General features: G+C 54.8%; 20 protein-coding genes and 1 pseudogene. 14 read left to right on the top strand and 7 right to left on the bottom strand.

The features are described from left to right. The first annotated feature begins 238 nt into the window (after window positions 1–238). The 11 genes from sctW to sctU are packed head-to-tail and all read left to right on the top strand — an operon-like array spanning window position 239 to window position 10,771. Entirely contained in the window at window positions 239–1,447 is a 1,209-nt protein-coding gene (gene sctW, locus EO763_RS10340) for a type III secretion system gatekeeper subunit SctW (RefSeq protein ID WP_161528885.1), read from the top strand. Next, on the top strand, window positions 1,444–3,546 hold the full coding sequence (gene sctV, locus EO763_RS10335; RefSeq protein ID WP_161528884.1) for a type III secretion system export apparatus subunit SctV: 2,103 nt from the start codon (window positions 1,444–1,446) through the stop codon (window positions 3,544–3,546). The genes sctW and sctV overlap by 4 nt, the downstream gene beginning before the upstream one ends. 8 nt (window positions 3,547–3,554) lie before the next feature. Continuing rightward, window positions 3,555–4,490: an FHA domain-containing protein gene (locus tag EO763_RS10330; protein ID WP_161528883.1), complete on the top strand. Its 936-nt coding sequence runs from the start codon at window positions 3,555–3,557 to the stop codon at window positions 4,488–4,490. After that, a complete protein-coding gene (gene sctN, locus EO763_RS10325; protein ID WP_161528882.1) occupies window positions 4,490–5,857 on the top strand; it encodes a type III secretion system ATPase SctN in 1,368 nt (455 codons plus the stop codon). The genes EO763_RS10330 and sctN overlap by 1 nt, the downstream gene beginning before the upstream one ends. Next, window positions 5,847–6,284, top strand: coding sequence for a type III secretion protein (locus EO763_RS10320; protein ID WP_161528881.1), 438 nt, complete (start codon window positions 5,847–5,849; stop codon window positions 6,282–6,284). The genes sctN and EO763_RS10320 overlap by 11 nt, the downstream gene beginning before the upstream one ends. Beyond that, window positions 6,281–6,814: a type III secretion system HrpP C-terminal domain-containing protein gene (locus EO763_RS10315; protein WP_161528880.1), complete on the top strand. Its 534-nt coding sequence runs from the start codon at window positions 6,281–6,283 to the stop codon at window positions 6,812–6,814. The genes EO763_RS10320 and EO763_RS10315 overlap by 4 nt, the downstream gene beginning before the upstream one ends. Further along, the gene (sctQ, locus tag EO763_RS10310; protein ID WP_161528879.1) at window positions 6,811–7,953 is read left to right on the top strand and encodes a type III secretion system cytoplasmic ring protein SctQ; all 1,143 of its coding nucleotides are present in this window, start codon (window positions 6,811–6,813) and stop codon (window positions 7,951–7,953) included. Before EO763_RS10315 ends, sctQ begins: the two co-directional genes overlap by 4 nt. Continuing rightward, entirely contained in the window at window positions 7,950–8,603 is a 654-nt protein-coding gene (gene sctR, locus EO763_RS10305; RefSeq protein WP_161528878.1) for a type III secretion system export apparatus subunit SctR, read from the top strand. The genes sctQ and sctR overlap by 4 nt, the downstream gene beginning before the upstream one ends. Window positions 8,604–8,610: 7 nt before the next feature. Beyond that, window positions 8,611–8,871, top strand: coding sequence for a type III secretion system export apparatus subunit SctS (gene sctS / locus EO763_RS10300; RefSeq protein ID WP_010302163.1), 261 nt, complete (start codon window positions 8,611–8,613; stop codon window positions 8,869–8,871). Window positions 8,872–8,877: 6 nt separating this feature from the next. Continuing rightward, window positions 8,878–9,681: a type III secretion system export apparatus subunit SctT gene (gene sctT, locus EO763_RS10295; protein WP_161528877.1), complete on the top strand. Its 804-nt coding sequence runs from the start codon at window positions 8,878–8,880 to the stop codon at window positions 9,679–9,681. A gap of 10 nt (window positions 9,682–9,691) precedes the next feature. Beyond that, on the top strand, window positions 9,692–10,771 hold the full coding sequence (sctU, locus tag EO763_RS10290) for a type III secretion system export apparatus subunit SctU (RefSeq protein ID WP_161528876.1): 1,080 nt from the start codon (window positions 9,692–9,694) through the stop codon (window positions 10,769–10,771). A gap of 131 nt (window positions 10,772–10,902) precedes the next feature. Here sctU and EO763_RS10285 read toward each other — a convergent pair whose 3' ends face one another. The 3 genes from EO763_RS10285 to EO763_RS10275 form a co-directional block, all read right to left on the bottom strand. Beyond that, entirely contained in the window at window positions 10,903–11,604 is a 702-nt protein-coding gene (locus EO763_RS10285) for a DUF2931 family protein (protein ID WP_223878615.1), read from the bottom strand. Next, window positions 11,601–13,595 (bottom strand): T6SS phospholipase effector Tle1-like catalytic domain-containing protein, encoded by a 1,995-nt coding sequence (locus EO763_RS10280; protein ID WP_161528875.1) that lies wholly within the window; start codon window positions 13,593–13,595, stop codon window positions 11,601–11,603. The genes EO763_RS10285 and EO763_RS10280 overlap by 4 nt, the downstream gene beginning before the upstream one ends. A gap of 612 nt (window positions 13,596–14,207) precedes the next feature. Beyond that, on the bottom strand, window positions 14,208–15,140 hold the full coding sequence (locus tag EO763_RS10275; protein ID WP_103159836.1) for a LysR family transcriptional regulator: 933 nt from the start codon (window positions 15,138–15,140) through the stop codon (window positions 14,208–14,210). 143 nt (window positions 15,141–15,283) lie between these two features. Here EO763_RS10275 and EO763_RS10270 point away from each other — a divergent pair, with 143 nt between their 5' ends. Beyond that, the gene (locus tag EO763_RS10270) at window positions 15,284–16,702 is read left to right on the top strand and encodes a M20 family metallopeptidase (RefSeq protein WP_161528874.1); all 1,419 of its coding nucleotides are present in this window, start codon (window positions 15,284–15,286) and stop codon (window positions 16,700–16,702) included. Window positions 16,703–17,103: 401 nt separating this feature from the next. Here EO763_RS10270 and EO763_RS10265 read toward each other — a convergent pair whose 3' ends face one another. The 4 genes from EO763_RS10265 to EO763_RS10250 form a co-directional block, all read right to left on the bottom strand. Further along, entirely contained in the window at window positions 17,104–17,913 is an 810-nt protein-coding gene (locus EO763_RS10265; protein WP_039489317.1) for a MetQ/NlpA family ABC transporter substrate-binding protein, read from the bottom strand. Between the two features lie 520 nt (window positions 17,914–18,433). Further along, complete coding sequence (gene menC / locus EO763_RS10260; RefSeq protein ID WP_161528873.1) at window positions 18,434–19,546, bottom strand: o-succinylbenzoate synthase; 1,113 nt, start codon at window positions 19,544–19,546, stop codon at window positions 18,434–18,436. Between the two features lie 44 nt (window positions 19,547–19,590). Beyond that, window positions 19,591–20,250: a methionine ABC transporter permease gene (locus EO763_RS10255; RefSeq protein WP_116586849.1), complete on the bottom strand. Its 660-nt coding sequence runs from the start codon at window positions 20,248–20,250 to the stop codon at window positions 19,591–19,593. Further along, on the bottom strand, window positions 20,243–21,265 hold the full coding sequence (locus EO763_RS10250) for a methionine ABC transporter ATP-binding protein (RefSeq protein WP_161528872.1): 1,023 nt from the start codon (window positions 21,263–21,265) through the stop codon (window positions 20,243–20,245). The genes EO763_RS10255 and EO763_RS10250 overlap by 8 nt, the downstream gene beginning before the upstream one ends. Window positions 21,266–21,833: 568 nt before the next feature. Here EO763_RS10250 and EO763_RS10245 point away from each other — a divergent pair. Beyond that, window positions 21,834–22,416, top strand: a pseudogene (locus tag EO763_RS10245) (phosphatase PAP2 family protein); the annotation flags it as partial. A 407-nt stretch (window positions 22,417–22,823) separates the two neighbouring features. Then, window positions 22,824–24,350, top strand: a complete 1,527-nt coding sequence (locus EO763_RS10240) for a methyl-accepting chemotaxis protein (protein ID WP_161528871.1) — start codon at window positions 22,824–22,826, stop codon at window positions 24,348–24,350. The last annotated feature ends 9 nt before the right edge of the window (window positions 24,351–24,359 follow it).

The raw sequence follows: 24,359 nt of genomic DNA, 5'->3' as shown, positions 1-24,359 counted from the left end.
TAATCAGTTATTTTTCATTTTGCTTTTTATCACGCCACTTATTGCCAACGTCAGCGGCGTGAAATTGCAAGTTCTTGCAATCAGTAAAACGACATTTAATTCAATCCGCCATCAAATTCGGCCTGCTCCGATGACTTCACGTCGGGGAACCCATCCTTTTCTGCGTCCACACAGCAATACATTCATACCGCTGCACGTTCACACCACGACACGTAGCCGATTTATTCAGGATGACATCATGATCAAAATACCGACTGTCCTTCCCTCCAGCAGCGCCCTGCCACGCCCAGTCGTCGTGGATGACGATCCCGTGCCACAGACCACGGTGCAGCAGACGAGTTCTCATCCTGCGTCCCCCGGTTCGCCGTTATCCACCTCGATGGAAGAAGTGGCGATGGCATTTGGCGAGCAAGCTGAGCGAAGAAGCAAATCGCTGAATCGGCGCCACATCGCCCAGTTGCCGGACGCACGCGCGACCGCCAATGTCGAGCGGATTGAGAAACTGACCGAACTGTTCAGGATGCTGGAAAATCCGTCGCAAAGTACGCTCGATCAGCAACTGAGCCGCCTACGTGATCTGCTGATGCAGCAAGGTTCGCCGTCGCTTGAAGCGGTGTTGGAAGCCGCAGGCAACGATCCGGCGCGCGGCGATATCCTGCTGCGCCACATCCAGCAGCAGTCTCCCCAACAGCCCGAGCTGACGGCGGCGGCAGAACGTGCGCTACAGCAGTTGCATCAGGAGAAAGGACCGGAAGTCCGGGCCGGTCTGAATACGGCAACGGCCATTGCACTGTTCAGCACTCAGCCGGAACAAAAACAGGCGATGCGTGAACTGTATTACCAAAAAATTGTGCATCAGCAGTCGGCCAGCGCGCTGCTGGATTCCCTGCTGGAACGCTTTGACGCCGCGACCTTTTCCATTGGGCTGCGCACGTTGCAGCGGGCGCTGGCGGCGGATATTGCCTCGCTGACGCCGTCGATTTCGAAAGCCGTACTCAGCAAAATGCTGAGCAACCTCAACGATTCCCGCCACCTGAGCCATACGCTGTCATCCAGCCAGACGCTACTCACTCGGCTAGCGAACAAAGTGCCCGCCTTTACGCTCGGTGCCGTGGAGTTAACACGCCGCCTGATTGGCCTGAGCGCCAACGGTGCCTATGCCCGCGACCTGCATAATCTCGGGCGGGAAGTGGCCGGCACCCAGGTGCAGCATCAGGCGATGTTTTTCAGCGCCCTGCTACCGCTCGTCAGCGACCTGCCGCATCCGCTGTGGCGAGACAGTAAAAACCGGCAAACGGCGATCCAACTGATACGCGGCATGATTGGCGATATCGCTCAATATGAAAAACAGCAGGCCAAAAGCACTCAGCATGATGAACTGACGCAGCGTGATACCGCATCGCGGCACAAACAGGATGCACGCGACTCGGATAAGGAGCAGCCATGAATCTGTTGATTATCTGGCTGAACCGCATTGCGCTGAGCGCGATGCAGCGTTCGGAGGTCGTTGGCGCGGTCATCGTGATGTCCATCGTCTTCATGATGATCATCCCGCTGCCCACCGGACTGATCGATGTGCTGATCGCGCTCAATATCTGCGTCTCTTCCCTGCTGATCGTGCTGGCGATGTATCTGCCCAAGCCGCTGGCTTTCTCGACGTTTCCGGCCGTGCTGCTGCTGACCACCATGTTCCGGTTGGCGATCTCTATTTCCACCACGCGCCAGATTCTGCTCCAGCAGGACGGCGGCCATATCGTCGAAGCCTTCGGTAACTACGTGGTGGGCGGGAATCTGGCGGTCGGTCTGGTTATTTTCCTGATTCTGACGGTGGTGAACTTTCTGGTGATCACCAAAGGCTCCGAGCGCGTAGCCGAAGTGGCGGCACGTTTCACGCTTGATGCCATGCCCGGTAAACAGATGTCCATCGACAGCGATCTGCGTGCCGGACTAATCGAAGCCCATCAGGCACGGCAGCGGCGGGAAAATCTGGCGAAAGAAAGCCAGCTATTCGGGGCGATGGACGGTGCGATGAAGTTCGTTAAAGGCGATGCCATTGCGTCGCTGGTGATCGTGTTCATCAACATGATCGGCGGTTTCGCCATTGGCGTGTTGCAGCACAACATGGCTGCGTCCGATGCGATGCACGTCTACTCAGTCTTGACCATCGGCGACGGGCTGATCGCCCAGATTCCGGCCCTGCTGATCTCGCTGACCGCTGGGATGATCATCACCCGCGTCTCAGCCGACGGGCAAAAAGTGGATGCCAATATTGGCCGCGAAATTGCCGAACAGCTCACCAGCCAGCCCAAAGCGTGGATCATCTCCTCCCTCGGCATGTTTGGCTTTGCGCTGCTGCCGGGGATGCCGACGCTGGTGTTTGTCACCATCAGTCTGGCCTCACTCGGCAGCGGTCTGTTTCAGCTCTGGCGCATCAAACAACAGGGTCAGCTCGATGCCAACCAGTTGGAAGCGGACAATATGCCCGCTGAACAGAACGGCTATCAGGATCTGCGGCGCTTCAACCCCACGCGCGCCTATTTGCTGCTGTTTCATCCGATCTGGCAAGGGCAGCCAACGGCGACGGCGCTGGTACAGAATATCCGCCGCCTGCGTAACACGCTGGTCTATCGTTTTGGCTTTACGCTGCCGTCCTTTGATATCGAATTCAGCGATCGGCTAGCGGAAGATGAATTTCAGTTTTGCGTCTATGAGATTCCCTACGTTAAAGCCACGTTTGTCACCGACCGGCTGGCCGTTGCCAGCGGTGCCGTCGAACCGACTGATGCCGCCCTCGCCACGCCCGGCCCCACGCTACGGGATGAAAGTCAGTGGCTCTGGCTGCCGCTGGCACATGTCGCGCAGCAGCCCGACGACGTGCCGCGCTGGACGGCGGATGAGCTGATTCTGGCGCGCATGGAACAGGCCATTCACCGCACCGGTTCACAATTTATTGGTTTGCAGGAAACCAAATCCATTCTGGCCTGGCTGGAGAGCGAACAGCCGGAATTGGCGCAAGAGCTTCAGCGCATCATGCCGCTCTCGCGTTTTGCCAGCGTGCTGCAACGGCTGGCTTCCGAACGCGTGCCGCTGAGGTCGGTGCGCCCCATTGCCGAAGCGCTGATTGAAGTCGGCCAGCACGAACGGGACACGCTGGCGCTGACCGACTACGTGCGTCTGGCACTCAAATCGCAAATCTGCCACCAGTACAGCGACGAAAACAACCTTGCCGTCTGGCTGCTAACGCCGGAAAGCGAAGAACTGCTGCGTGATGCGCTGCGCCAGACGCAGAACGAAACCTTCTTCGCCCTGACGCAGGACTACGCCTCCACGCTGCTCGGCCAGCTGCGGCAGGCGTTTCCGCCGTTTTCCTCGCATCGCAGTTTGGTGCTGGTGGCGCAGGATTTACGCAGCCCGCTACGCACGCTGTTGCAGGACGAATTTCACCACGTTCCGGTGCTGTCCTTCACCGAACTGGAATCCACCCTGTCGATCAACGTCATTGGACGTCTCGATCTGTACGACTCCCCCGATCCCTTTAGCGCATAGGAAACATTATGTTTGAATTACGCGTGCTGACTGGTTTACATCGCGGTGCGGCGCTGCCGCTCTGCGGAAACACCTGGCGCATCGGTGCAGCCGATGACGCCGATCTTGTGCTTTACGATCCCGGCATTGCGCCGTATCACAGCCAGTTGGAGAAAACCGCTGACGGCTGGGCGCTTAGCGCACAGGATGGCGCGTTGTGTAATGCGGAAGGCCATACCGTCGAGCAGATTGACGCGCTGCCACCCGGCACGCCGTTTGCGCTGGGGCAGATTTGGCTCTGCATTGTCGCGGCCGATACCCCTTGGCCTGACGACAACGAAGCCCCTTCGACGGCGGAAGCGAACGTTCCCCCGGCGGATATGCCTATCGACGAACCACCGGTTCATACCACTGCGCCGCTTCCTACACCAGCACCCGCGACACGCCTTCCGCTGTGGGCTAAAGCCAGCTATCTGCTGCTTGGCGCGTTGCTGCTGGTGATGGTCGGCAGTTGGCAGCTACAGGAGAGCGTCGCGATGCCCGCCGCTCCGTCACCGCAGGATACCCGTAAGCCGCTCGGCACGTTGCCACAGCTGGAAAGCACGCTGCGCATTATGTTGCAGGAGCGAGAACTGAGCACGGCCGTGAAAGTGGCGGCGTATCAAGATCGCCTCACGCTCACCGGGCACGTCACGCCGGACGATCAAAAAAAGCTGGAACGGATGCTCGCTCAACTCCACCAACGTTATAGAACCGCGCTGTCCGTGGATAACCGCACGCAGCTGAAAACGGAACAACTGCCGTTTCAGATCGTTCAGGTGACCAGCGGGTCGCGCGCCAACGTCGTCACGGCGGACGGTCAGCGCTTTTTTATCGGCGATGAGATCGACAACCTGCGTCTGGTGAGAATTGATGAGCACCAGATTGAATTCAGCGGCAGACAACAGATAACGGTGAACTGGTAATGCAGACACAACCTTCTTCTTTTCCGCTACTTGAGCAATGGGTCGCACAGCAGCGCCAGCATCTGGCGAGCTACGCGCCCGTGGAGAAAAAAGGCCGCGTCATGGCCGTCAGCGGTATTTTGCTGGAGTGCAGCCTGCCGCAGGCGCGTATTGGCGATCTGTGCTGGGTGGCCCGTCAGGACGACAGCCAGATGATGGCCGAAGTCGTAGGGTTCAGCCCGGACAACACCTTTCTCTCCGCGCTTGGGGCGCTGGACGGCATCGCTCAGGGTGCCACCGTGACGCCGCTGTATCAGCCGCACTGCATTCAGGTGTCGGATCGTTTGCTGGGCAGCGTGCTGGACGGGTTTGGGCGGGCATTGGAAGACGGCGGCGAGAGCGCATTTGTCGAGCCGGGCCATGCCACAGGACGCACGCAGCCGGTGCTGGGCGACGCCCCGCCGCCGACCTCCCGACCGCGCATCAGTCAGCCGCTCCCCACCGGATTACGCGCCGTCGATGGCCTGCTGACCATCGGTCAGGGGCAGCGCGTCGGCATTTTCGCCGGTGCAGGCTGCGGTAAAACCACGCTGCTGGCCGAGCTGGCGCGTAATACGCCGTGCGACGCCATCGTTTTCGGGCTGATTGGCGAACGTGGCCGCGAACTGCGCGAGTTTCTCGATCACGAACTGGACGACGAACTGCGTAGCCGTACCGTGCTGGTGTGTTCCACCTCCGACCGCAGCAGCATGGAACGCGCCCGCGCAGCGTTCACCGCCACCGCCATCGCTGAGGCTTACCGGGCCGAAGGCCGTCAGGTGCTGCTGATTATTGATTCCCTGACGCGTTTCGCCCGCGCCCAGCGTGAAATCGGTCTGGCGCTCGGGGAACCGCAAGGGCGCGGCGGGCTGCCGCCGTCAGTCTATACGCTGCTGCCGCGTCTGGTCGAACGCGCCGGACAAACGGAAGACGGTGCCATCACCGCGCTCTATTCCGTGCTGATCGAGCAGGACTCCATGAACGATCCGGTCGCCGACGAAGTGCGTTCGCTGATTGACGGGCACATCGTGCTCGCCCGACGGCTAGCGGAACAGGGGCACTATCCCGCTATCGACGTGCTGGCCAGCCTGAGCCGCACCATGAGTAACGTCGTGGATACCGATCACACTCGCAACGCGGGCGGCGTACGGCGTCTGATGGCAGCGTACAAGCAGGTCGAGATGCTGATCCGCCTCGGCGAATACCAACCCGGCCATGACGAACTGACCGATTCTGCGGTCAACGCTCAGGCAGAAATCACGCAGTTCCTGCGTCAGTCGATGCGTGAACCGATGCCGTATGGCGTGATTCAACAACAGCTCGCCGGAGTCAGCCGCTATGCCCCATAACACCGAACGCGATGCGGAGTTACAGACCGTGTTGAACCTGCTGATGCCGATACGCCGCCAGCGCTTAAGCCGCAGCGAGCGTCAGCAGCGGCAGGAAGAACAGCAGTTGATCCGAATTGCGGAAAAGCAGCGCCATCATCAACAGCAGGTCGAGGCGCTGCGACAGGCCAGCCAGACGCAGCGCGACCAATTTGCCCGAGAAACCCAGGGGCAATGCCAAACGCTGGAAAACCTGAAAACGCGCCTTGCCGCCGAACAGCGCTTACTCGGCGAGATAGCGACAGAAATGCAGCAGGCGCAGGCCACACAGCAGCACCACCACGACCAGCAGCGTCTGGTTGATCACGCCCGAAACGCCACTCGCCAATGCCAGAAAGCGGTGGAGAAACTGGACTATCTGCTTACGTTACCTCAGGAGCACGTATGAATAACCGACAGATTGCGTCCCCCGAATCCAAGGCGACGCAGAACGCGCAGGCCGCGCTGCACGGCAAATCCTCACGCGCGAACGATTCACAGCACGATCCACACCATAGGGGTTTCTGGGAGGCCTTCACCTTTTCAGACGGCTTTGAAGACGCGTTCTATCAGGAAGCGCCTTTCGCCTTAGCGCCAAGCAACGCCATCAACGCCCCACCGCCGTTGCAGAGTGAGGCGCCGGACAGCCCACAAAACGTGACACCGTCACAGTGGCAGCCGCTGCAATGTGAGCTGATTGAGGCGATGGACAACATCTGCGCCCCGCCGTTTGCCTTCAGCCTACAGTTGCCGCAGTTGGGCGATATCGATGCGCGGTTAGCCACGCTGGTGCCGCGCGGCTGGGATATTTCTCTGCGTTTCAGCCGAGAAAGCTACCACCAGCTAAAAGATCGGCGTGAAGCCTGCCGTCATTCGCTCTCCAGCGCGCTGGACTGCCCGATAAATCTGCGTTTTGACGCCAGAGAGTATGAGCGATGAATCCGAATATACAGCACATCAGATCGCTGACGCTGCCGACCCTGTGCGCCCAGCACGCCCGCATCCGATCGACGCTGGCTGCCGGATTATTGCTGCCGTTTACCCGCGACGGACGGGCTGGCCGCCTGCACCTTCAACTGGCGAATACGCGCGAGAAGACAGAGGACTCGTTCACCACACAGGCAAGCCGTTGGCGGAGCGATATCGGCAATCTCTCACTGAGCGAGCCGTTTCCTGTGCTCAGGCTGCTGTCGGACTGCCCGCTGCTGCCCCTCACAGAAGAAGACGATGGCGCAGCACAAGAGTGGTACTGGACGCTCTATAACCAGTCGCTCAATCCCGTGCTGCGGGCGCTGGTCGGGGAAATCTATCCGCTGGGCCGTTCTCAGAAAAAACAGGATTCAACAGAGCAGAATCACAATGCTGCCTGGCTCAGCGTGAGCTGGAACGGCATGACCGTGCGCAGCCGGATGCAGGCTGCTGACGCCGTCTGGCTGGCGCTATTTTCCCGTGCCGACTGGCACCACCAACGCCGTGCGCTACCCGCAGGAATGACTATCGCTATCCCGCTCACGCTGGCTGATGCCGTGCTGCCGCTGCCTGCGTTACGCCGTTTGCGTACGGGCGATCTTATTTTGCCCAATCGCCCGTGGTTTACCCCTTCCGGCGAGGGAACGCTGTCATCCGGCACGCTGCGCCTGCGCGGCACGCTACAGCTCACGGCGCTCGCGCCCCACACCTTTACCGTTATCGACATGGAGACTGTCTCAATGCCCGCTACCGACACGATGCTAGCCGCTCCCCACTCAGATGCGTCAGCGCTTGAATTCACGCTTATGAGTGACAACGTCACCGAAAATTTACCGCCGCTGCCGGTCACCTTACACATTCGCTGTGGCAGCCTGACGATGACGCTGGCGGAATTGCAACACCTCGCCAGCGGTAGCGTGCTGACGCTGCGCGACGTGGTGACTGGACAAGCCTGGCTGTATCACGGCGATATCGCCCTGGCGAGCGGCGATCTGGTCGATGTGGAAGGCCGACTGGGGCTACAGATTACCCAATGCTTTTCCGCACCCGCGCACGAACTGCCGATAGCGGATGAAGAATACGCCGCCAAACCGGAGCTGGCACCATGACCTCCGGCGCGTTCGATCCGTTGATGTTTGCGCTCTTTCTGGGCGCCCTTTCCCTGATTCCGCTGATGATGATTGTCTGCACCTGCTTTCTGAAGATTGCGATTGTGCTGCTGATTACCCGCAATGCCATCGGGGTGCAACAAGTGCCGCCCAACATGGCGCTGTACGGTATCGCGCTTGCGGCGACGCTGTTTGTGATGGCACCGGTGTTTCAGGACATCAGCAAACGCGTGCAGGAAAAGCCGCTGGATATGACCGACATCACGTCGCTTCAGGCCAGCGTGAGCTACGGGCTAGAGCCGCTGCAAACCTTTATGTCACGCAACGTTGACCCAGATATCCTCACCCACCTGCATGAGAACAGCCTGCAAATGTGGCCTGCGTCGCTATCCGAAAAGGTGAATACGCAGAATCTGCTGCTGGTGATCCCAGCTTTCGTCCTGTCGGAGCTACAGGCTGGGTTCAAAATCGGTTTCCTGATCTATATCCCGTTTATCGTCATCGACCTCATTGTCTCAAACGTGCTGCTGGCGCTGGGGATGCAGATGGTCGCGCCAATGACGCTCTCGCTGCCGTTAAAGCTGCTGCTGTTCGTGCTGGTTAACGGCTGGACGCGGCTGCTGGACGGCCTGTTCTACAGCTACCTGTGAGGCCGCGATGGAAATAATCACACTTTTCCGTCAGGCCATGGTGATGGTCGTGCTGCTCTCTGCGCCGCCGCTGCTGGTTGCGGTGATCGTCGGCGTGCTGATTTCGCTGCTACAAGCGGTGATGCAGTTGCAGGACCAGACGCTGCCCTTTGCCGTCAAACTGATTTCCGTCGGGCTGGCGCTGGCGCTCTGCGGACGCTGGATTGGCGTAGAGCTGATGCAGTTGGCTATCACCGCATTCAACATGATTGCGCACACCGGGGTATAAAGCCGCATGATCGCCACCATTCAGCACGTTTACGATTTTATCATCGCCATTACGCTCGGCATCGCCCGGCTGTATCCCTGCTTTATTCTGGTGCCGGTTTTTTCACTCAACGTGCTGAAAGGCATGACACGTAACGCCGTGGTGATTTCCCTGACGCTGTTGCCCGCCCCCATCGTGCAGCAGCAGCTTCTGCTGACGCCGCTCTCCTGGCCGATGCTGCCCGGCCTGTTACTGAAAGAGGTTATTGTCGGGCTTCTCATCGCGTTGATTTTGGCGATGCCGTTCTGGCTGTTTGAATCCGTCGGTGCCCTGTTCGATAACCAGCGCGGCGCGCTCATGGGTGGCCAGCTCAACCCCGCGCTGGGTTCGGACGCCACGCCGCTCGGCCATCTGCTGAAACAGACGCTCATTCTGCTGTTGATTATCGGTATCGGTCTGAAAGGACTGACGCAGCTGATTTGGGACAGCTACCAGATCTGGCCGGTGCTGTCCTGGCTGCCCGCGCCGGGCGAACAAGGGTTTGAGGTCTATCTCAGCCTGCTGGCCGACACCTTCACTCATTTGGTGGTGTACGCCGGGCCGCTGGTCGCGCTGCTGCTGCTGTTGGAGTTCAGTATTGCGTTACTCAGCCTGTATAGCCCGCAGCTTCAGGTGTTTGTCCTGTCCATTCCGGCCAAGTGTCTGGTGGGGATGGCATTTTTCATCGTTTACCTGCCAGTGCTGCAATATTTAGGCGACCACAGACTTCAGGGACTGCCGGATCTCAAACACCTGCTCCCGCTGATTTTTACGGCATCGAACAGCGAATAAGGCGGAGCTGATGAGTGAGAAAACGGAAGAACCCACAGAGAAAAAACTCGAAGACGCGCGCCGTAAAGGGGAAGTCGGGCAAAGTCAGGATGTGCCCAAGCTGCTGATCTGCGTCGGCCTACTGGAATGCGTATTGGCATTAGCAGACAGCACGATGGGGAAACTGCAAACGCTGGTACAACTGCCGCTGCAACGGCTGGATGCCCCGTTTGCGCAGGTAGCGAAAGAGGTGTTTCACGATGCTGCTGTGCTGGCCGGTACGCTCTGCCTGTTAGCCGCCACCATTGCCGTGCTGCTGCGCGTGGTGGGCGGCTGGCTCCAGTATGGTCCGCTGTTTGCGCCCGAAGCGCTGAAGCTCGATCTCAACCGTCTGAACCCCATCAACCAGTTCAAGCAGATGTTTTCGATGCGCAAGCTGGTGGAAATGTTGACCAATATCCTGAAGGCGGTGGTGATTGGTACGGTCTTTTATAAAGTGGTGGTACCGGAGTTGGAAGCGCTGGTCGAATTGGCCTATGGCGACCTACACGGCTTCTGGCAAGGGGTTAAAGCGCTGCTCACGCGCATTGCCCGCACCACGCTGACGGCGTTGCTCGTGCTGTCCGCACTGGATTTCGGCCTGCAAAAGTATTTCTTTCTCAAGCAGCAGCGGATGAGCCACGAGGATTTACGCAACGAACACAAAGATTCCGAAGGCGATCCGCATATGAAAGGCCACCGCAAATCGCTGGCACACGAACTGATGAACGAACCTGCCGCCCCGCGTCCCAAAGCCAACATAGAAGACGCCGATATGCTGCTGGTCAACCCAACGCACTATGCAGTGGGGCTTTATTATCGCCCCGGTAAAACGCCGTTACCGCGCATTTTGTTTAAGGGGGAAAACCAAGCCGCACGCGATCTCATCGCGCAGGCGCAAAAAGCGGACATTCCGGTGATTCGCTTCATCTGGCTGACCCGTACGCTGTATCGCACCACGCCGGAGGGCCATTACATTCCGCGCGAAACGCTTCAGGCCGTCGCACAGGTGTATCGCGTCCTGCGACAGCTCGAAGACGAGCAAAAGCGCGACATTATCGAGATGGAATGAAGGCGAAATTCGTGCCGTGAATGCTGACGGTGGTTTCCTGTTTATGGGTTCCCGCCGGACTGGATATGCCTTGATTGCCAGAAGGCAACGCAACAGACTTTCATCCAGTCTGTTGCGTCAGTGACATCGTGTTATTTAATCGGCTGTTGATCCGTTTTAGGCTGGTTGGCACGGTAGGCATCCATGATCGGTGCCCAGTCCATGCCTAATGGGATAGGATGCTGTTTAAACAGCTCGCCGTATTTTTTGTCGAAATCATCAATGCCGTATTGTCTGGCTACGGGGACCTTTTTATCATACCAATCGTCAGTAACCTCTTCGGCAATGCCACGGGCAAGCAAGAGATCTGGACTAACGCCAAGTAAATCCCCGAACAAGAGCACTTCATAATAGCCGCTGGGCGCTAGGCCAAAATAGAGCCAATTACGCTGGTCTATGCGCTCGCCAATCTGATAACGCTGCTGCATCTGCTGCGTCAAATCGGCAGGTAAATCAACCTTGATGCGGTAGCGCTTGCGATCGTAGGAGGACACCATTTCTACCACTGCTCGATCGGGAACAGGCATGCCGTCTACCGGTAAGCCACCACCTCCCGCCCAGTAATAGCGCCTTTGCGTAATCCGTTTTACACTAACGCCAGGTCCTACGCCTCCTCCTGGATATCCGCCGATAAACGTCCCACCACGATAAAACTCAACGTTGGTCGTCCACGTTTCATCAATATTGCTCCCCGTACCATAACTCCAACTAACGTGAGTCATTGGGTTCTGGCTGGAGCAGGCGACCAGCGAGATGCATAGCCCCACAGTTATAATAAACGCTCTCAACATCATGCCTCCAGATTGCCGATAATATGTCGCCGTTCCTTGCTGACGGTGGTTTCTTGTTTATGGGTTCCCGCCGGACTGGAGATACCTTGATTGCTGGCACTGCGGTGCACATAGTCACGGCGTAGCGCCCGATACACCGTTGCCGGAAGCTGTTGGCTCAGATTTTTTATCACGCCCCGCTCGGTGGCCGCCAACGCCCAGTTCTCATCCAGTTTGGTCAGATTCACTGCTGGTAGTTTGGCTGAAAGTGGTTCAAGTTGAAGCATTTTATCTTCTGAACGCCAGGCCTTAAACGGCACGCCAACAGCGCGTCCCGCTTCCACCATCATATGTAATGGAATGCGGGAATATTCTCCTTCAACCACCCGACTCATCACCACTTCCACATAAACCGCCTTTTTCGGCCAGGCATCATCCTTACCGCGCCGCCGGATAAACGAATAGGGGATCAGGCTAATTGCCCCTACGGGTGGTGTGGCGGCACGCGCTAAATGTGGGTGAAGCCGATCAACCCAGCCTTGCGCGATCTTTTCCTCGGCATAAGCGCGTGCCTGACGATAGGCGCGGCTTTCGGTATCCGGTGTCGTCGTCACTTCCTCGCTCATAAAGCGCTCCAGTTCGAGGCACTCGGTTAGCGCCGGGTCGCTGTTCGGGTTACGTAAGCTCCAGCGGCTATAGTACCCGCCGCCGATATCGGAGTGCGCGCCCGGCAGTGCCAGTTCGGTAAAATGCGCGGGGATGCTGGTGCCAATCACAGTAGGAGTGATGCGTGTTAACGGGAAGTGCTTGCGTACCTCATCCAACGCCGTCAAATGCACCACCCGCTCGGCGCAGTCATCCTGCAAACAGATGTTGAGGCTGGGATGATACGATGAGGCCACCGTATCAAAAATCCCGACAAAGGTGATACGCACATCGTCCCGGTTTGCCCAGTCAAATCCCGCTTTAAGGTGGATAGACTCTGTGTTTGCTACCGCCTGTACCAGCGGATGATCGGCCTTTTGGTCGATCACATTAACAAAATGACGTGCCGCTGCCGCCCCACGGCTGAAGCCAAAGACATCGAACACTATCCGGTGAATACATTCAATATTCGGTAATACCTCCCTTAAATCACGTTTTACCGCAGCAACAATCTCCAGCTCGCAGGCCTGATTCACCTTGCCCACAATAGAGGTGTTTTCACCACCAAAATCGAGATCTAACCCTTTTGTCAGCATATTGTCCGTTCGGTATTCCATTCCCTCTTTGCCCGCAACCGGATCGCGGGTACCGATACCGCTGATATAAGCGCGTGCGCTTAAGTTTTCATCATCTGCTTTAAATTGCTCATAGAGTTTCCAGACATTGGTTTTATCGTTCGCCGCACTGTCACTCACTGGGAGCTGCCCCATCTGGCAGCCGCGTAGCTCTTTCTCCCTCTGTACTGGGTCGGAACAGGTTTCTGCCAGCCATTGCTCCACTTTTTTAAGGCCGGATTCGGCGTTGTAGGTGTTATTCCCCGTACCGTCGAAGAACACGCCAATGCGCAGTACGTTGATCTGGTAGCCTTTGACTTCGATAACGTAGGAATGGTTGGTAAATAGGCGAACCTTGCCGGCTTTTCCCTCCTGATGCGCCTCTGGCAACGGGTGTTCAGGCGCGCTCAGGCACAGGTCGCCTGTGGTTGCCTTAACATGTTCACGTGGGGTTTCCTCATTTCCCATCTTCTCTGCCACATAGGCCGGTACGATGCTTTGCCCTTCTTTCAAGGCCTCACGGGATTGTGCCGCCTTGAGCCAGGGTTGTGTCTCCAGTTTGACCGTTATCGGACCAACGGCAAAACCGTGAACCAACGTTGGCCCATCGTTGAGCGTCACCGTTTCGGCCTTGCCGGTATCGTCGGTGAGTGTCGCTTTTAGCCCCTTAAACGAACGATTGTGTTCATCACGCACATCAATCTCTATCCAGCAATCGTAATGTTCACAGGGGATACAGTAAGGATCGGCTGCCATCAGTTAACTCCTGTCAACTCTGATGAAAAATGAAATGTCCCAGATTGTGGTCTGAGTCTGCTCACACCACGATACGTTTTGGTAAACACTAATTTGGATAAAACGCAGAAACTTAGGTTGGGAAAAAATCACGCACCGTCACACGACAGAGGGCAAACGGACTGAGGGGGTGGAGCAATAGGCAGAATAATGAAAACGTTCCCTGTGACATCCTTGAAGCGAATCCTTTAATAAAAAATGGCAAACAAAGGATAGCAAGCAAATGAAAATTCAATAGTATGAAAAAAGAACCGAAAATAACTCAATAAATTGATTAATTTTGAAATTATTTCATTTGAATAAAGACCACACATAGAAATAGATCTGATCTTTCTCCTACTGCGGCATAGATTGCATGATGCAGTATTTCGCAAGTTGAAAACTCCGTCGCGCAGGTGTATCGCGTCCTGCGACAGCTCGAAGACGAGCAAAAGCGCGACATTATTGAGATGGAATGAAGGCGTAAAATCGCTCGCGGAAAGATCGAGATACCCGGAGCGACCACGGGGCGAGGCATCCCTGCGGGAACCTCATCCCCGTGTTTCTCCTAATCAGCAACAGCAATGAACCGTATCAAACCGCATCGGTAGCGATCTGGCTCAGATAATACGCTTCTCCCTGACGCAGCTCCGCCATCATAAAATCAAGGAAAGCCTGCTGCTGCGGCGCATGCGCTTTGCCTGCCAGCGTTTGAATCTGAAGCGAGCGCTGGTCAAGCTGCTTGATGTTAAGCGGCTTCAGGCGCATCGGTTGCTGTAAGCATTTATACATCACGGAATAGAAACTACAGGCGGTGACCGCCCCCGGCGTGCTCATCGCATAGTAATAAAGCGTGGTGAAGTTGTTGCAGCACAGCGTCGGTTCCAGAAAGGTGCCATTCATGCGACATGAGAGGTCGAACAACTGCCGCAGCGTGGTCGAGGATTCCGGCAAGGCCAGCGGGAAAGGATGCAGATCCGCCAGTTGAATAGACTGCTGCGCCAGTGGGTGATCGTCAGACATCAGCAGCATCAGCGGCGCAGGCAGCGCCAGTTCCACATTCACGCCCTGTTCGGGCGCCAGCGCAAACTGGAGCGCGATATCCACTTCACCATTGCGAATCATCTGGGACACCTGCATCGCCGACTCGACTTTCAGCGCAAAGGTGGTATCTGGATCATGCTGGCGGAAACGCGCAAATAGCGTCGGCAGCAGATCAAACGCCATCCCTTCCGTGCAGCCGATGCGCAACAGCGCCCGACGGCTGGCTTTCAGCCCCTGAATCTCCGCCACGGCGGCATCCATGTCCATCATGCTCTTACGCACGTGATTTTCCAAAATCCGCCCCGCATCATTCAGAACCATGCCGCGCGCATGACGTTCGAACAGCGGCACGCCGATGCGTTCTTCCAGCCGCTGAATTTGGCGGCTGATCGCAGAAACGGCCACAAACAGGTGCTGACTGGCGGCGCTGAGCGAACCGGTGGTGGCAACCACTAGGAAATAACGAATCTCGGAGCTGTGCATGGCGGTGTTCCTTTCAGACATCGCGGGGGGATTCGCAGGTTTATATTAAAAGCAAAGCTTAATTGCAATTTTTATTATTGTTGCAAAGCTCTTTTTTTCTTTAAATATCGGTAACTTCGGCACATTATCCAGCAAGGAAAGGCATGACCAACGCAGACCTTATTCGTATCGCCTGTGAACGTTTCGATCGCGGAGAATTTAAACAGATGCTGGCCCGGCGTATTGCCTACGCTAGCGAGAGCCAAAAAGCCGGTAACCATCCCGCGCTTAACCGCTATCTGACTGACGAGATCCAGCCCGCGTTGCAGGCGATGGGATTCAGCGTAAGGCTGATTGCTTCGTCGGATGAACGTCATCCCCCTTTTTTGCTGGCCGAACGTATTGAAGATCCCAACCTGCCGACCGTGCTGTCTTACGGCCACGGCGACGTGGTTTTCGGTGATGAAGAAAACTGGCGCAACGGGCTTACGCCCTGGGAATTGGTGGAAGAAGGCGACCACTGGTACGGGCGCGGCAGCGCCGATAACAAAGGCCAGCACAGCATCAACCTAATGGCACTGGAGCAGGTATTTCAGGCACGCGGGCAGCGTTTAGGCTTCAACTGCAAACTGCTGTTCGAGATGGGCGAAGAAATTGGTTCGCCGGGGCTTGCCGAGCTGTGCCAACAACACAAGCAGGCGCTGGCCGCCGATCTCTTTATCGCCTCCGACGGTCCGCGCCTCAGCGCAGAACGCCCGACGCTGTTCCTCGGCTCTCGCGGCTGCATCAATTTCCGTTTGCACATCCAGGCACGCGATCGGGCCTACCACTCTGGTAACTGGGGTGGATTGCTGAGCAATCCGGGTACCCAGTTGGCGAACGCCGTGGCCAGTCTGGTGGATGGACAAGGACGGATGAAGATCGACGCCCTGCTGCCACCGCCGTTAACGCCCGCGCTGCGGGAAATTCTCAGCACCATCGACCCCGCAGGCAGCGAGGGCGATCCAGCGATTGATGCAAACTGGGGCGAAGACGGTCTCACGTCTGCCGAACGGCTATTTGGCTGGAACACGCTGGAAGTACTGTCGTTCATTACCGGCAATCCGCACAAGCCGGTGAACGCGATTCCCGCCGACGCGACGGCGATTTGCCAACTGCGCTTTGTGGTAGGCACCGACTGGCAGCATCTGGCGCAACATGTGCGTCAACACCTCGACCAGCACGGCTTTACGCAGGTGGAGGTTGAGGTACTTAATACGTCTCCGGCGACGCGTTTTAACCCCGAAGATCCGCTAGTGAACTGGACGCTGGCACTGATGCAGCAAATCAGCGGCAAACAGCCCGCGCTGTTACCGAATTTGGGCGGATCGCTGCCTAATGACGTTTTCGCCGATATCCTCGGCCTGCCAACACTGTGGATCCCACACTCCTATCCGGCATGCGGCCAGCACGCGGTCAACGAACACCTGCTGAAATCCGTCGCCCGCGAAGGGTTAGCGATCATGACTGGCCTGTTCTGGGAACTGGGGGAGCAAGGAGATGCGTTACTAGACGAACACAGAGGGTGTGCACATCAGAAGTGATGTTTAGTGCTTATCTTCTCTGTCTTTCACTGGCATTAAAAATTAGGCTGAGGTGGAGATGACCGCCGAGTGAGCGGCATGGACGCCGCGAAAGCCAGTGCCGCGTCGGACAAAAACGCCAACGACGTTTTTGAACAGCACTTGTGCTGGCCCGAAGGGCGAGCCCCATTCATGGGGCGAGTAATCGCGTCACTGGCGGCTCGGAATACGGTCATGGACACCGAAGGAACCGCGTAAGCGGCATAATTTCAGCCATTAGCCTGGGTTCATAGGGCAAGCGGCGTTTGAGCTGCCCTATGTCGGGCGGGATACAGTGTTATAAACTAGCACTCATACCAATACGCCCGAAACGTTCCCTTTACTTACATAGATTAAGGGCTTAATTACAAACAAAACCGTAATTACTTCTTCATCCACTCAGGCTTCTGGAACGCGTGGAACATCGAGTTTTTGTCCTCAAAGAACGCGGCGAATTCCGGGGATTGGACGGCGGCTTTCAGATCCTGAGCGAACGGTTTGTCCGCATCTTCCGCACGCACAACGATCATGTTTTTCAGATCTTCCGGCAGCACATCCAGTTGAATGGCATCAGACAGGTTCAGGCCAGCGGAAATCGCGAAGTTGGCGTTAATCAACGAACCCGTTACGCCGCCCAGCGCACGCGGTAGCTGTGCAGCCTCCAGCGGTTTAAAGACCAGCCCTTTCGGGTTTTCTGTGATGTCACGCAGCGAGGCTTTGGTCGGCGTAATGTCTGGATTGATCTTGATCAGGCCGTATTTTTGCAGGAAATCCAGTGAACGCGCCAGGTTTGACGGATCGTTTGGCAGCGTCACGATATCGCCCGCTTTCAGCTCATCCAGCGAGCGTACTTTGTTGGAGTAAAAACCCATGCTGGCCGTCGGCACGGTGATGACTTCTGCCAGTTTCAGCCCTTTATCCGCGCTGAAACGATCAAGATAGCGACGGTTTTGGAACAGGTTGGCGTCAATACTGTTGTTCGACAGCGCCAGATTCGGCTGGATGTAGTCGCTGAATTCACGCACTTTTACGTCGTAGCCTTTCTTCACCATTTCCGGTTTGATCGCTTTAGTGACCATATCGCCATACGGCCCCGGCGAGACGCCGATGGTGATTTCTTTGCCTGAATCTGCTGCGTAAGCCTGAGAGATGCCCAACACCAGCATGAGTGGAATGAGTTTTTTCAATCGCATCGTCGCGTTCCTGTCTGTCCGATTTAGTCAGTCTTTACCATTATTTGGGCGTAATAGGTGCCATGATATTGATGACGAAGTAAGGCAGGCAGAGCGCGTGGGTAGATCGTAAAGACGCTGTAAATACATCCCTGTACGCTCGAGCCGCGCAATATGAATCTCATCCCGAGATTCACCCTTACAGGGCCGTCGTAAGCGACGTTCAAAAGCGTCATTGACGTTTTTGTCCCTGGCGCGGACGCTTTACTCTTCTATCCCACGCGCTCTGCTGCCATGTCGTATAACGGTTATAGGCGTCGTAGCGCCCTATTCTATTTTTATAACGTTATTCCCTGGTGTTGGATAACGTTTTACTGCTCACACTTATACCCGTCATACTTCAAGTTGCATGTGCGTTGGCTACGTTCACTCACCCGAATCACTTACCAATGTAAGCTCATCGGGATTCCTTCTCTTGCCGCCTTCATGAAACTCGAATTATTTAGGGTATATGATTTAAAATTTCTGATTAAAGAATCAGCTAAAACAAAAAGGTTTCCTGTCCGTAGCAATATTTTTCGTACAGTTCAGGGTTAATATCGAAGCCGATTCCCGGTTTATTTGGCACCGCAACACAGCTGTCTTTGTCTAATTCGACAAACGGCAGCATGAAGTCTTCATGCCAGTAGCGGGAAGATGGCGGAATATCGTGCGCGTAGATAAAGTTCGGCAGCGTAGACACCGCAATGTTGTGCGCTTTGCCGACCGCCGTATCCAGCATACCGCCGCACCACACCGGAATATTGTGGGCCTGACAGTAGTCATGAATCAGCTTGGTTTCGGTAATGCCGCCCACGCGCGCGACTTTAATATTGATGATTTTGGCGCTGCCCAGCTCTATCGCTTTACGCGCATCTTCTACCGATGCAATACTTTCATCCAGACAGATCGGTGTATTCACCGCCGCCTGAAGTTTGCGGTGGTCGATAATATCGTCATGCGCTAACGGCTGTTCGATCATCAGCAGATTGAATTTATCGATGCGCTTAAAGAAATCGATATCGTCCAGCGTGTAAGCGGAATTAGCATCCACCATCAGCGTGATATCACCAAACGTCTGACGCAGTGCTGCAATATGGTCGTAATCTTTTCCCGGCTTGATCTTTATTTTGATGCGCTTGTAGCCTTCGTTCAGGAAATTATCAACCACGCTGACTAATTGATCGGGCGTGTCCTGAATACCAATACTCACACCCGCTTCGACGTTATTCCGCACGCCGCCCAGTAATTGATGTAGCGGCACGCCTTTTATCTTCGCGTAAGCATCCCAAATACCGCCTTCGATTGCCGCTTTAGCGCAGTTATTACGCTTTACCGAGGCAAAAATATCGCGCACCTGCGAAGGATGTTCAATATTCCCAACCTGCTTAATCATCGGGATCAGGAAGTCACGCATAATATGCCAGGCGGTGACGTTGGTTTCTTCGTTATAAAACGGCAGCGAAATGGCCGAGCAATCACCGTAACCAATGTGTCCGCCAGCGTGCACTTCCGCGATGGAAAAGTGTTTCTCCGTCTGCGTCGCAAAGCTGGTGGTAAATGGCGTTTTCAGCGCCATTTTCATTTTTCTTAATACAATTTTGTCTATTTTCATGACATCTCTCTGCTGCCCTGAATACCTTATCCTGCCGTGGTGGTTTAGCGGCGTTCGCGCTTATTCGCCCGACGCGATAGCCTATCACCCAGCGTTTGCACGACCTGCACCAACACCACCAACGCAATGACCGTTACCACCATCACTTCGGTTTCATAGCGGTAATAGCCGAAGCGGATCGCCAGATCGCCGACACCGCCGCCGCCAACAATTCCGGCCATCGCCGAGTAGCCAATTAGGCTGACCAGCGTGATCGTCAGGCCGCGTAATAATCCAGCCAGCGCTTCCGGTAACAGCACGGTCGCGATGATACGCGTCGGGCTGGCGCCAAAGGCTTCAGCCGCTTCCACAATGCCCGGATCGACTTCACGCAGCGCGGAATCCACCAGACGAGCATAAAACGCAATCGCCGCAACCGACATCGGCACCGCCGCCGCAACCGGCCCTATCGTGTTCCCCAGCAGCAGTTGCGTTAATGGCAACAGCAGCACCAGCAGGATCACAAACGGGATCGAGCGGATGATATTCACCAGAATGGTTGAGATCAGATAGATAAAACGGTTTTGCCAGAATAAATGACGATCGGTCACATAAATCGCGATACCTAACGGCAAGCCGAATACCACCGCACAGAGCGTTGAAATACACACCATCGTGAAGGTTTCACCGAAAGCGAAGATTAATTCACCGAATAACTCAGTCATTGATGACCTCCACCCCAAAGGTATTCTGTCGAATATAAGCAATAGCCGCGGCTAAGTTATCCGCAGCCGGATCGTCACGGTATGAAATCTGAGCGATAATATGCCCCAGCGCGCGATCGTTAATGTATTCAATATTGCCGTGCAGAATATTGACCGAGACCTGAAATTGCTGCGCCACGTCGGATAATATCGGTTGTTCTACCGAATCATCGGCGAAAAGTATTTTCAGCAAGACGCCTTTATTATTCTGCTTAAAGCGTTCAGGTAATTCGACCGGCGTAGTATGGCTAACCAGCTGTTTGGTGTAGGCGTGCTGCGGTGCAGAGAAGATCGTAAAGACGTCACCCTCTTCCACAATATTCCCGCCAGTCATCACCGCCATACGCTGACAAATACTTTTAATCACGCTCATTTCATGGGAAATAAGCACGATCGTGATACCTAACCGGACATTGATGCTTTTCAATAGCGCCAGAATAGATGCCGACGTTTCTAAATCCAGCGCAGAGGTGGGTTCGTCACACAGCAGCACTTCGGGATGGTTGGCAATGGCGCGGGCGATACCCACACGCTGTTTCTGCCCGCCGCTCAACTGCGCCGGATAAGATGTTCCTTTATCCTGCAACCCGACCAGCGCCAAGATTTCCGGCACGCGCGTTGCAATCTCTTCCTTACTCTTTCCCGCCGCACGCAGGCTGAACGCCACGTTGTCATACACATTGCGGGTATGCATCAGATTAAAATGCTGGAATATCATCCCGATACGCTGCCGATGCTGACGCAGTTCACGGCCGGACGCATCGCTAATCAGCGTATCACCCAGAAATACACGCCCTTCGGTGGGGCGCTGCAATAAATTGATCGTCCGCAGCAGCGTACTCTTTCCCGCGCCGCTGGTGCCGACAATCCCAAAAACTTCACCCTGTTGAATGGTCAGGTTGACGTTGTTTACCGCCCTGGACTGTGCTGCTTTACCGGCGGGAAAATCAACGCTCACGTTTTCTAACCGAATCATTACCTGACTCACTCCTGCTGTTACAGACTATTTATCGGCATACGCAAACGTATACCTGTTTGATGTAGGGAAACCATTGTTCGTGGTAAAACTGTTCGTGGGTAAAATCATTTCGCATTAGTGGACGTTGAATCTATCCCACAGGACTGTTTCACTTGCCATTTTGAACAGGGATAGGCTCGCCATCGCCTTTTTGCGCTGAGGAATAACCGGGCTATTGATGTCTGCCATTTTTGCTATAATTAGATTAATTACTTATAAATCAATAAAATATTGAAAAATAATCGTCTGTTTAAAGTAGAGAGAAATGAGCTTTGCGTCAATGATAAAAAAAGCAAATCACCTTTCCATTTTTTAGAAACTTTTTTATGTCTTTTTCTTCTATATAAGCAACAAACGCCCTCGGTTATCGCATGAAGCTCACCACGTCACCAAACATAACAAATCATGATAATGCGTTGATAAGCATCTCAAAATATATCCTGAAACATGACCGTCACAATCAGCACCTAGCCTGATCCCGCACCGACAAGCATTTATCCTCCCAATTAAGGATGCCACCATGCGTTACAAGCCCTACACCGCTTACGGCGGCGCATTTCCGAGCGGGCATGCCAACACGGGTTACACCGATGCGCTGCTGTTAGCGGAAATGATCCCCGAGCGCTTCGTCCCGCTGATCGATCGCGGCGCGCGCTATGGCTATTCGCGCATCGTGCTGGACGTGCATTATCCATTAGACGTGATCGGTTCGCGGATGATCGCCGAACGCAATGTGGCGCACTACCTCAACGATCCACAGTATCGTCGGCTGTTTGAACAGGCGAAGACGGCGTTGCGCAGCGCATTAGAGAAAGCCTGTGGCACAACGTTGAGCGCCGGAGATGAAGAGGTTTTATCGCTACACGATGACATACGGCCTGCCAGCCCAACCTGGCGCGGCGTCTCCGGTTAGCGTTCCCGAAGGTGCAGAAGTCCTGCTCGACCCCGTGCTTCCACCTCTTTCCGTTGCCGAACACAGAAGCCTGATGGTGAAAACCGCATTGGCCGACCGCTACCCGCTCTCCGGCGCACCGAGCGATAAAGGTGCACAGAATTTCTGGCAACGCCTCAATCTACATGACGCCGTGCAATTAGCTCAGCACCGCTAGCGTTTCTCCTCTTCCTCACGCAGGAAAACGCGGGGAAGAGGACTATTACAAAAAAATGACATGTAATAACGGAAATCAATTGCCTTCGTTATTATCCACATTCTTTTGTTTCATTTTTTTAAAAAACCAACAGCTCTGGTTTTTTAAAAAATTACCGCTATGGCGTTATCTTAAATATTATCGTCTTCAGTTAGCTGTAACGGTAACTTTCCGGACAGGATAATATTTTAATGATTGCCCACCCAACCAGCATAGAATGCCGAACGATTTGTAAATCAATGTAAATCGGTGCTATTGTAAGTCCCCTGATACCACTTTTAAATTTTAGTTTATCTCAACATAAACATTCTCTTTATTCCGTCGATATAAGAATACCGCTCCTTATCCGGGAGTAATTAGAGGTATTTATGAGTATTAAATTTAAATTAATTTCGGTTATGGTGTTAATGGCATTATTGCTGTTGGTTGTCTCGCTTATCGGGCTGTTTGGCATGAACAATACCAACCAGTCGATGAAAACTCTGTATCAGGATCGGCTGATAGCACTGGGTTATCTGGACAATATCACCAGACAGGTGAACACCGTGATGTTTGAAATCGCCAGCGTTGATCTCTCACAGCCGAACAATGTCAAGACCGGGTTAGAGCACATCGCAGAAGCACAAAAAATTTATGATGTGCAATGGGGTTTATACAGTAAGACGTATTTAACGGGCGACGAAAAGTTATTAGAAGAACAATTTGCAGTGTTATACAAGCAATACAACGATAAAGTCGTTATTCCTGCCATTAATGCAATACAGAAGAATGATAAAAATGCATTAGAATATATTATTAATCATACCTTAAAAAGCGAATACGCACCGCTGCAAAAGACGGCTGACCAGCTGATTAAATTACAATCTGATGTAGGTCAGGAACTCTATTTGGAATCACAAAGTAGTTTCAGTAATATATTACTTTCCGTAGTGATTACCCTTCTGGCGGGGATCGTTATCGTTGCCTTATCCGGCTGGCGATTGATTATATCGATTGCCGTACCGATAAAAAATGCCGTGAATTTAGCCAGAAAAGTGGCAGATGGCGATCTGACGCATCGCATCGAAATTACGTCGAACGATGAAATGGGACAGTTGCAAACCGCACTGCGGGAAATGGTGCTGAACCTGACCGATATCGTCGAGCGTGTACACGGTAACGCCGACATTATTGCGACCGCATCCAGCCAGATCAGCAGTGGCAATATCGATCTCTCCTCTCGTACCGAGCAGCAGGCCAGTTCACTGGAAGAGACGGCGGCATCAATGGAACAGATGACGTCCTCGGTCAAACAGAATGCCACCCATGCCGCTCACGCCAGCCAGTTGGCAACCACCGCCTCACAGCGCGCAGTTGACGGCGGCAAGATGATGGGCGATGTGACATCAGCAATGCAGAAAATGGTGTCATCCGCAGAGAAAATCACCAATATCATCGGCGTGATCGACGGCATCGCGTTCCAGACCAACATCCTCGCGCTGAACGCCGCCGTGGAAGCCGCTCGAGCGGGCGAACAGGGCCGAGGCTTTGCGGTGGTCGCGGGAGAAGTACGCACGCTGGCACAGCGCAGTGCCAACGCGGCGAAAGAGATCAAAGAACTGATCGGGACGTCCGTCGAACAGGCAAACCATGGACACCATGCCGTCATCGATGCGGGCAGCACAATTCAAAGCGTAGTGGAAGACATCAAACGCGTGGCATCGATCGTGACCGAAATCTCCACCGCCAGCAATGAACAAAGTCTGGGTATCGGACAGATTAATACCGCGATTTCACAGATGGAAACGGTCACGCAGCAAAACGCCGCGCTGGTGAACGAAGCCGCCGCAGCAGCCAGTTCGCTGTCCGAACGTGCGGGTGAACTCAGCCATGCCGTTGCAGCGTTCCGTATCTAATCACCTTAC

The organism is Pectobacterium odoriferum (assembly GCF_009931295.1).
Lineage (GTDB): Bacteria > Pseudomonadota > Gammaproteobacteria > Enterobacterales > Enterobacteriaceae > Pectobacterium > Pectobacterium odoriferum.
This window is presented reverse-complemented; position numbering and strand designations above follow the sequence as displayed.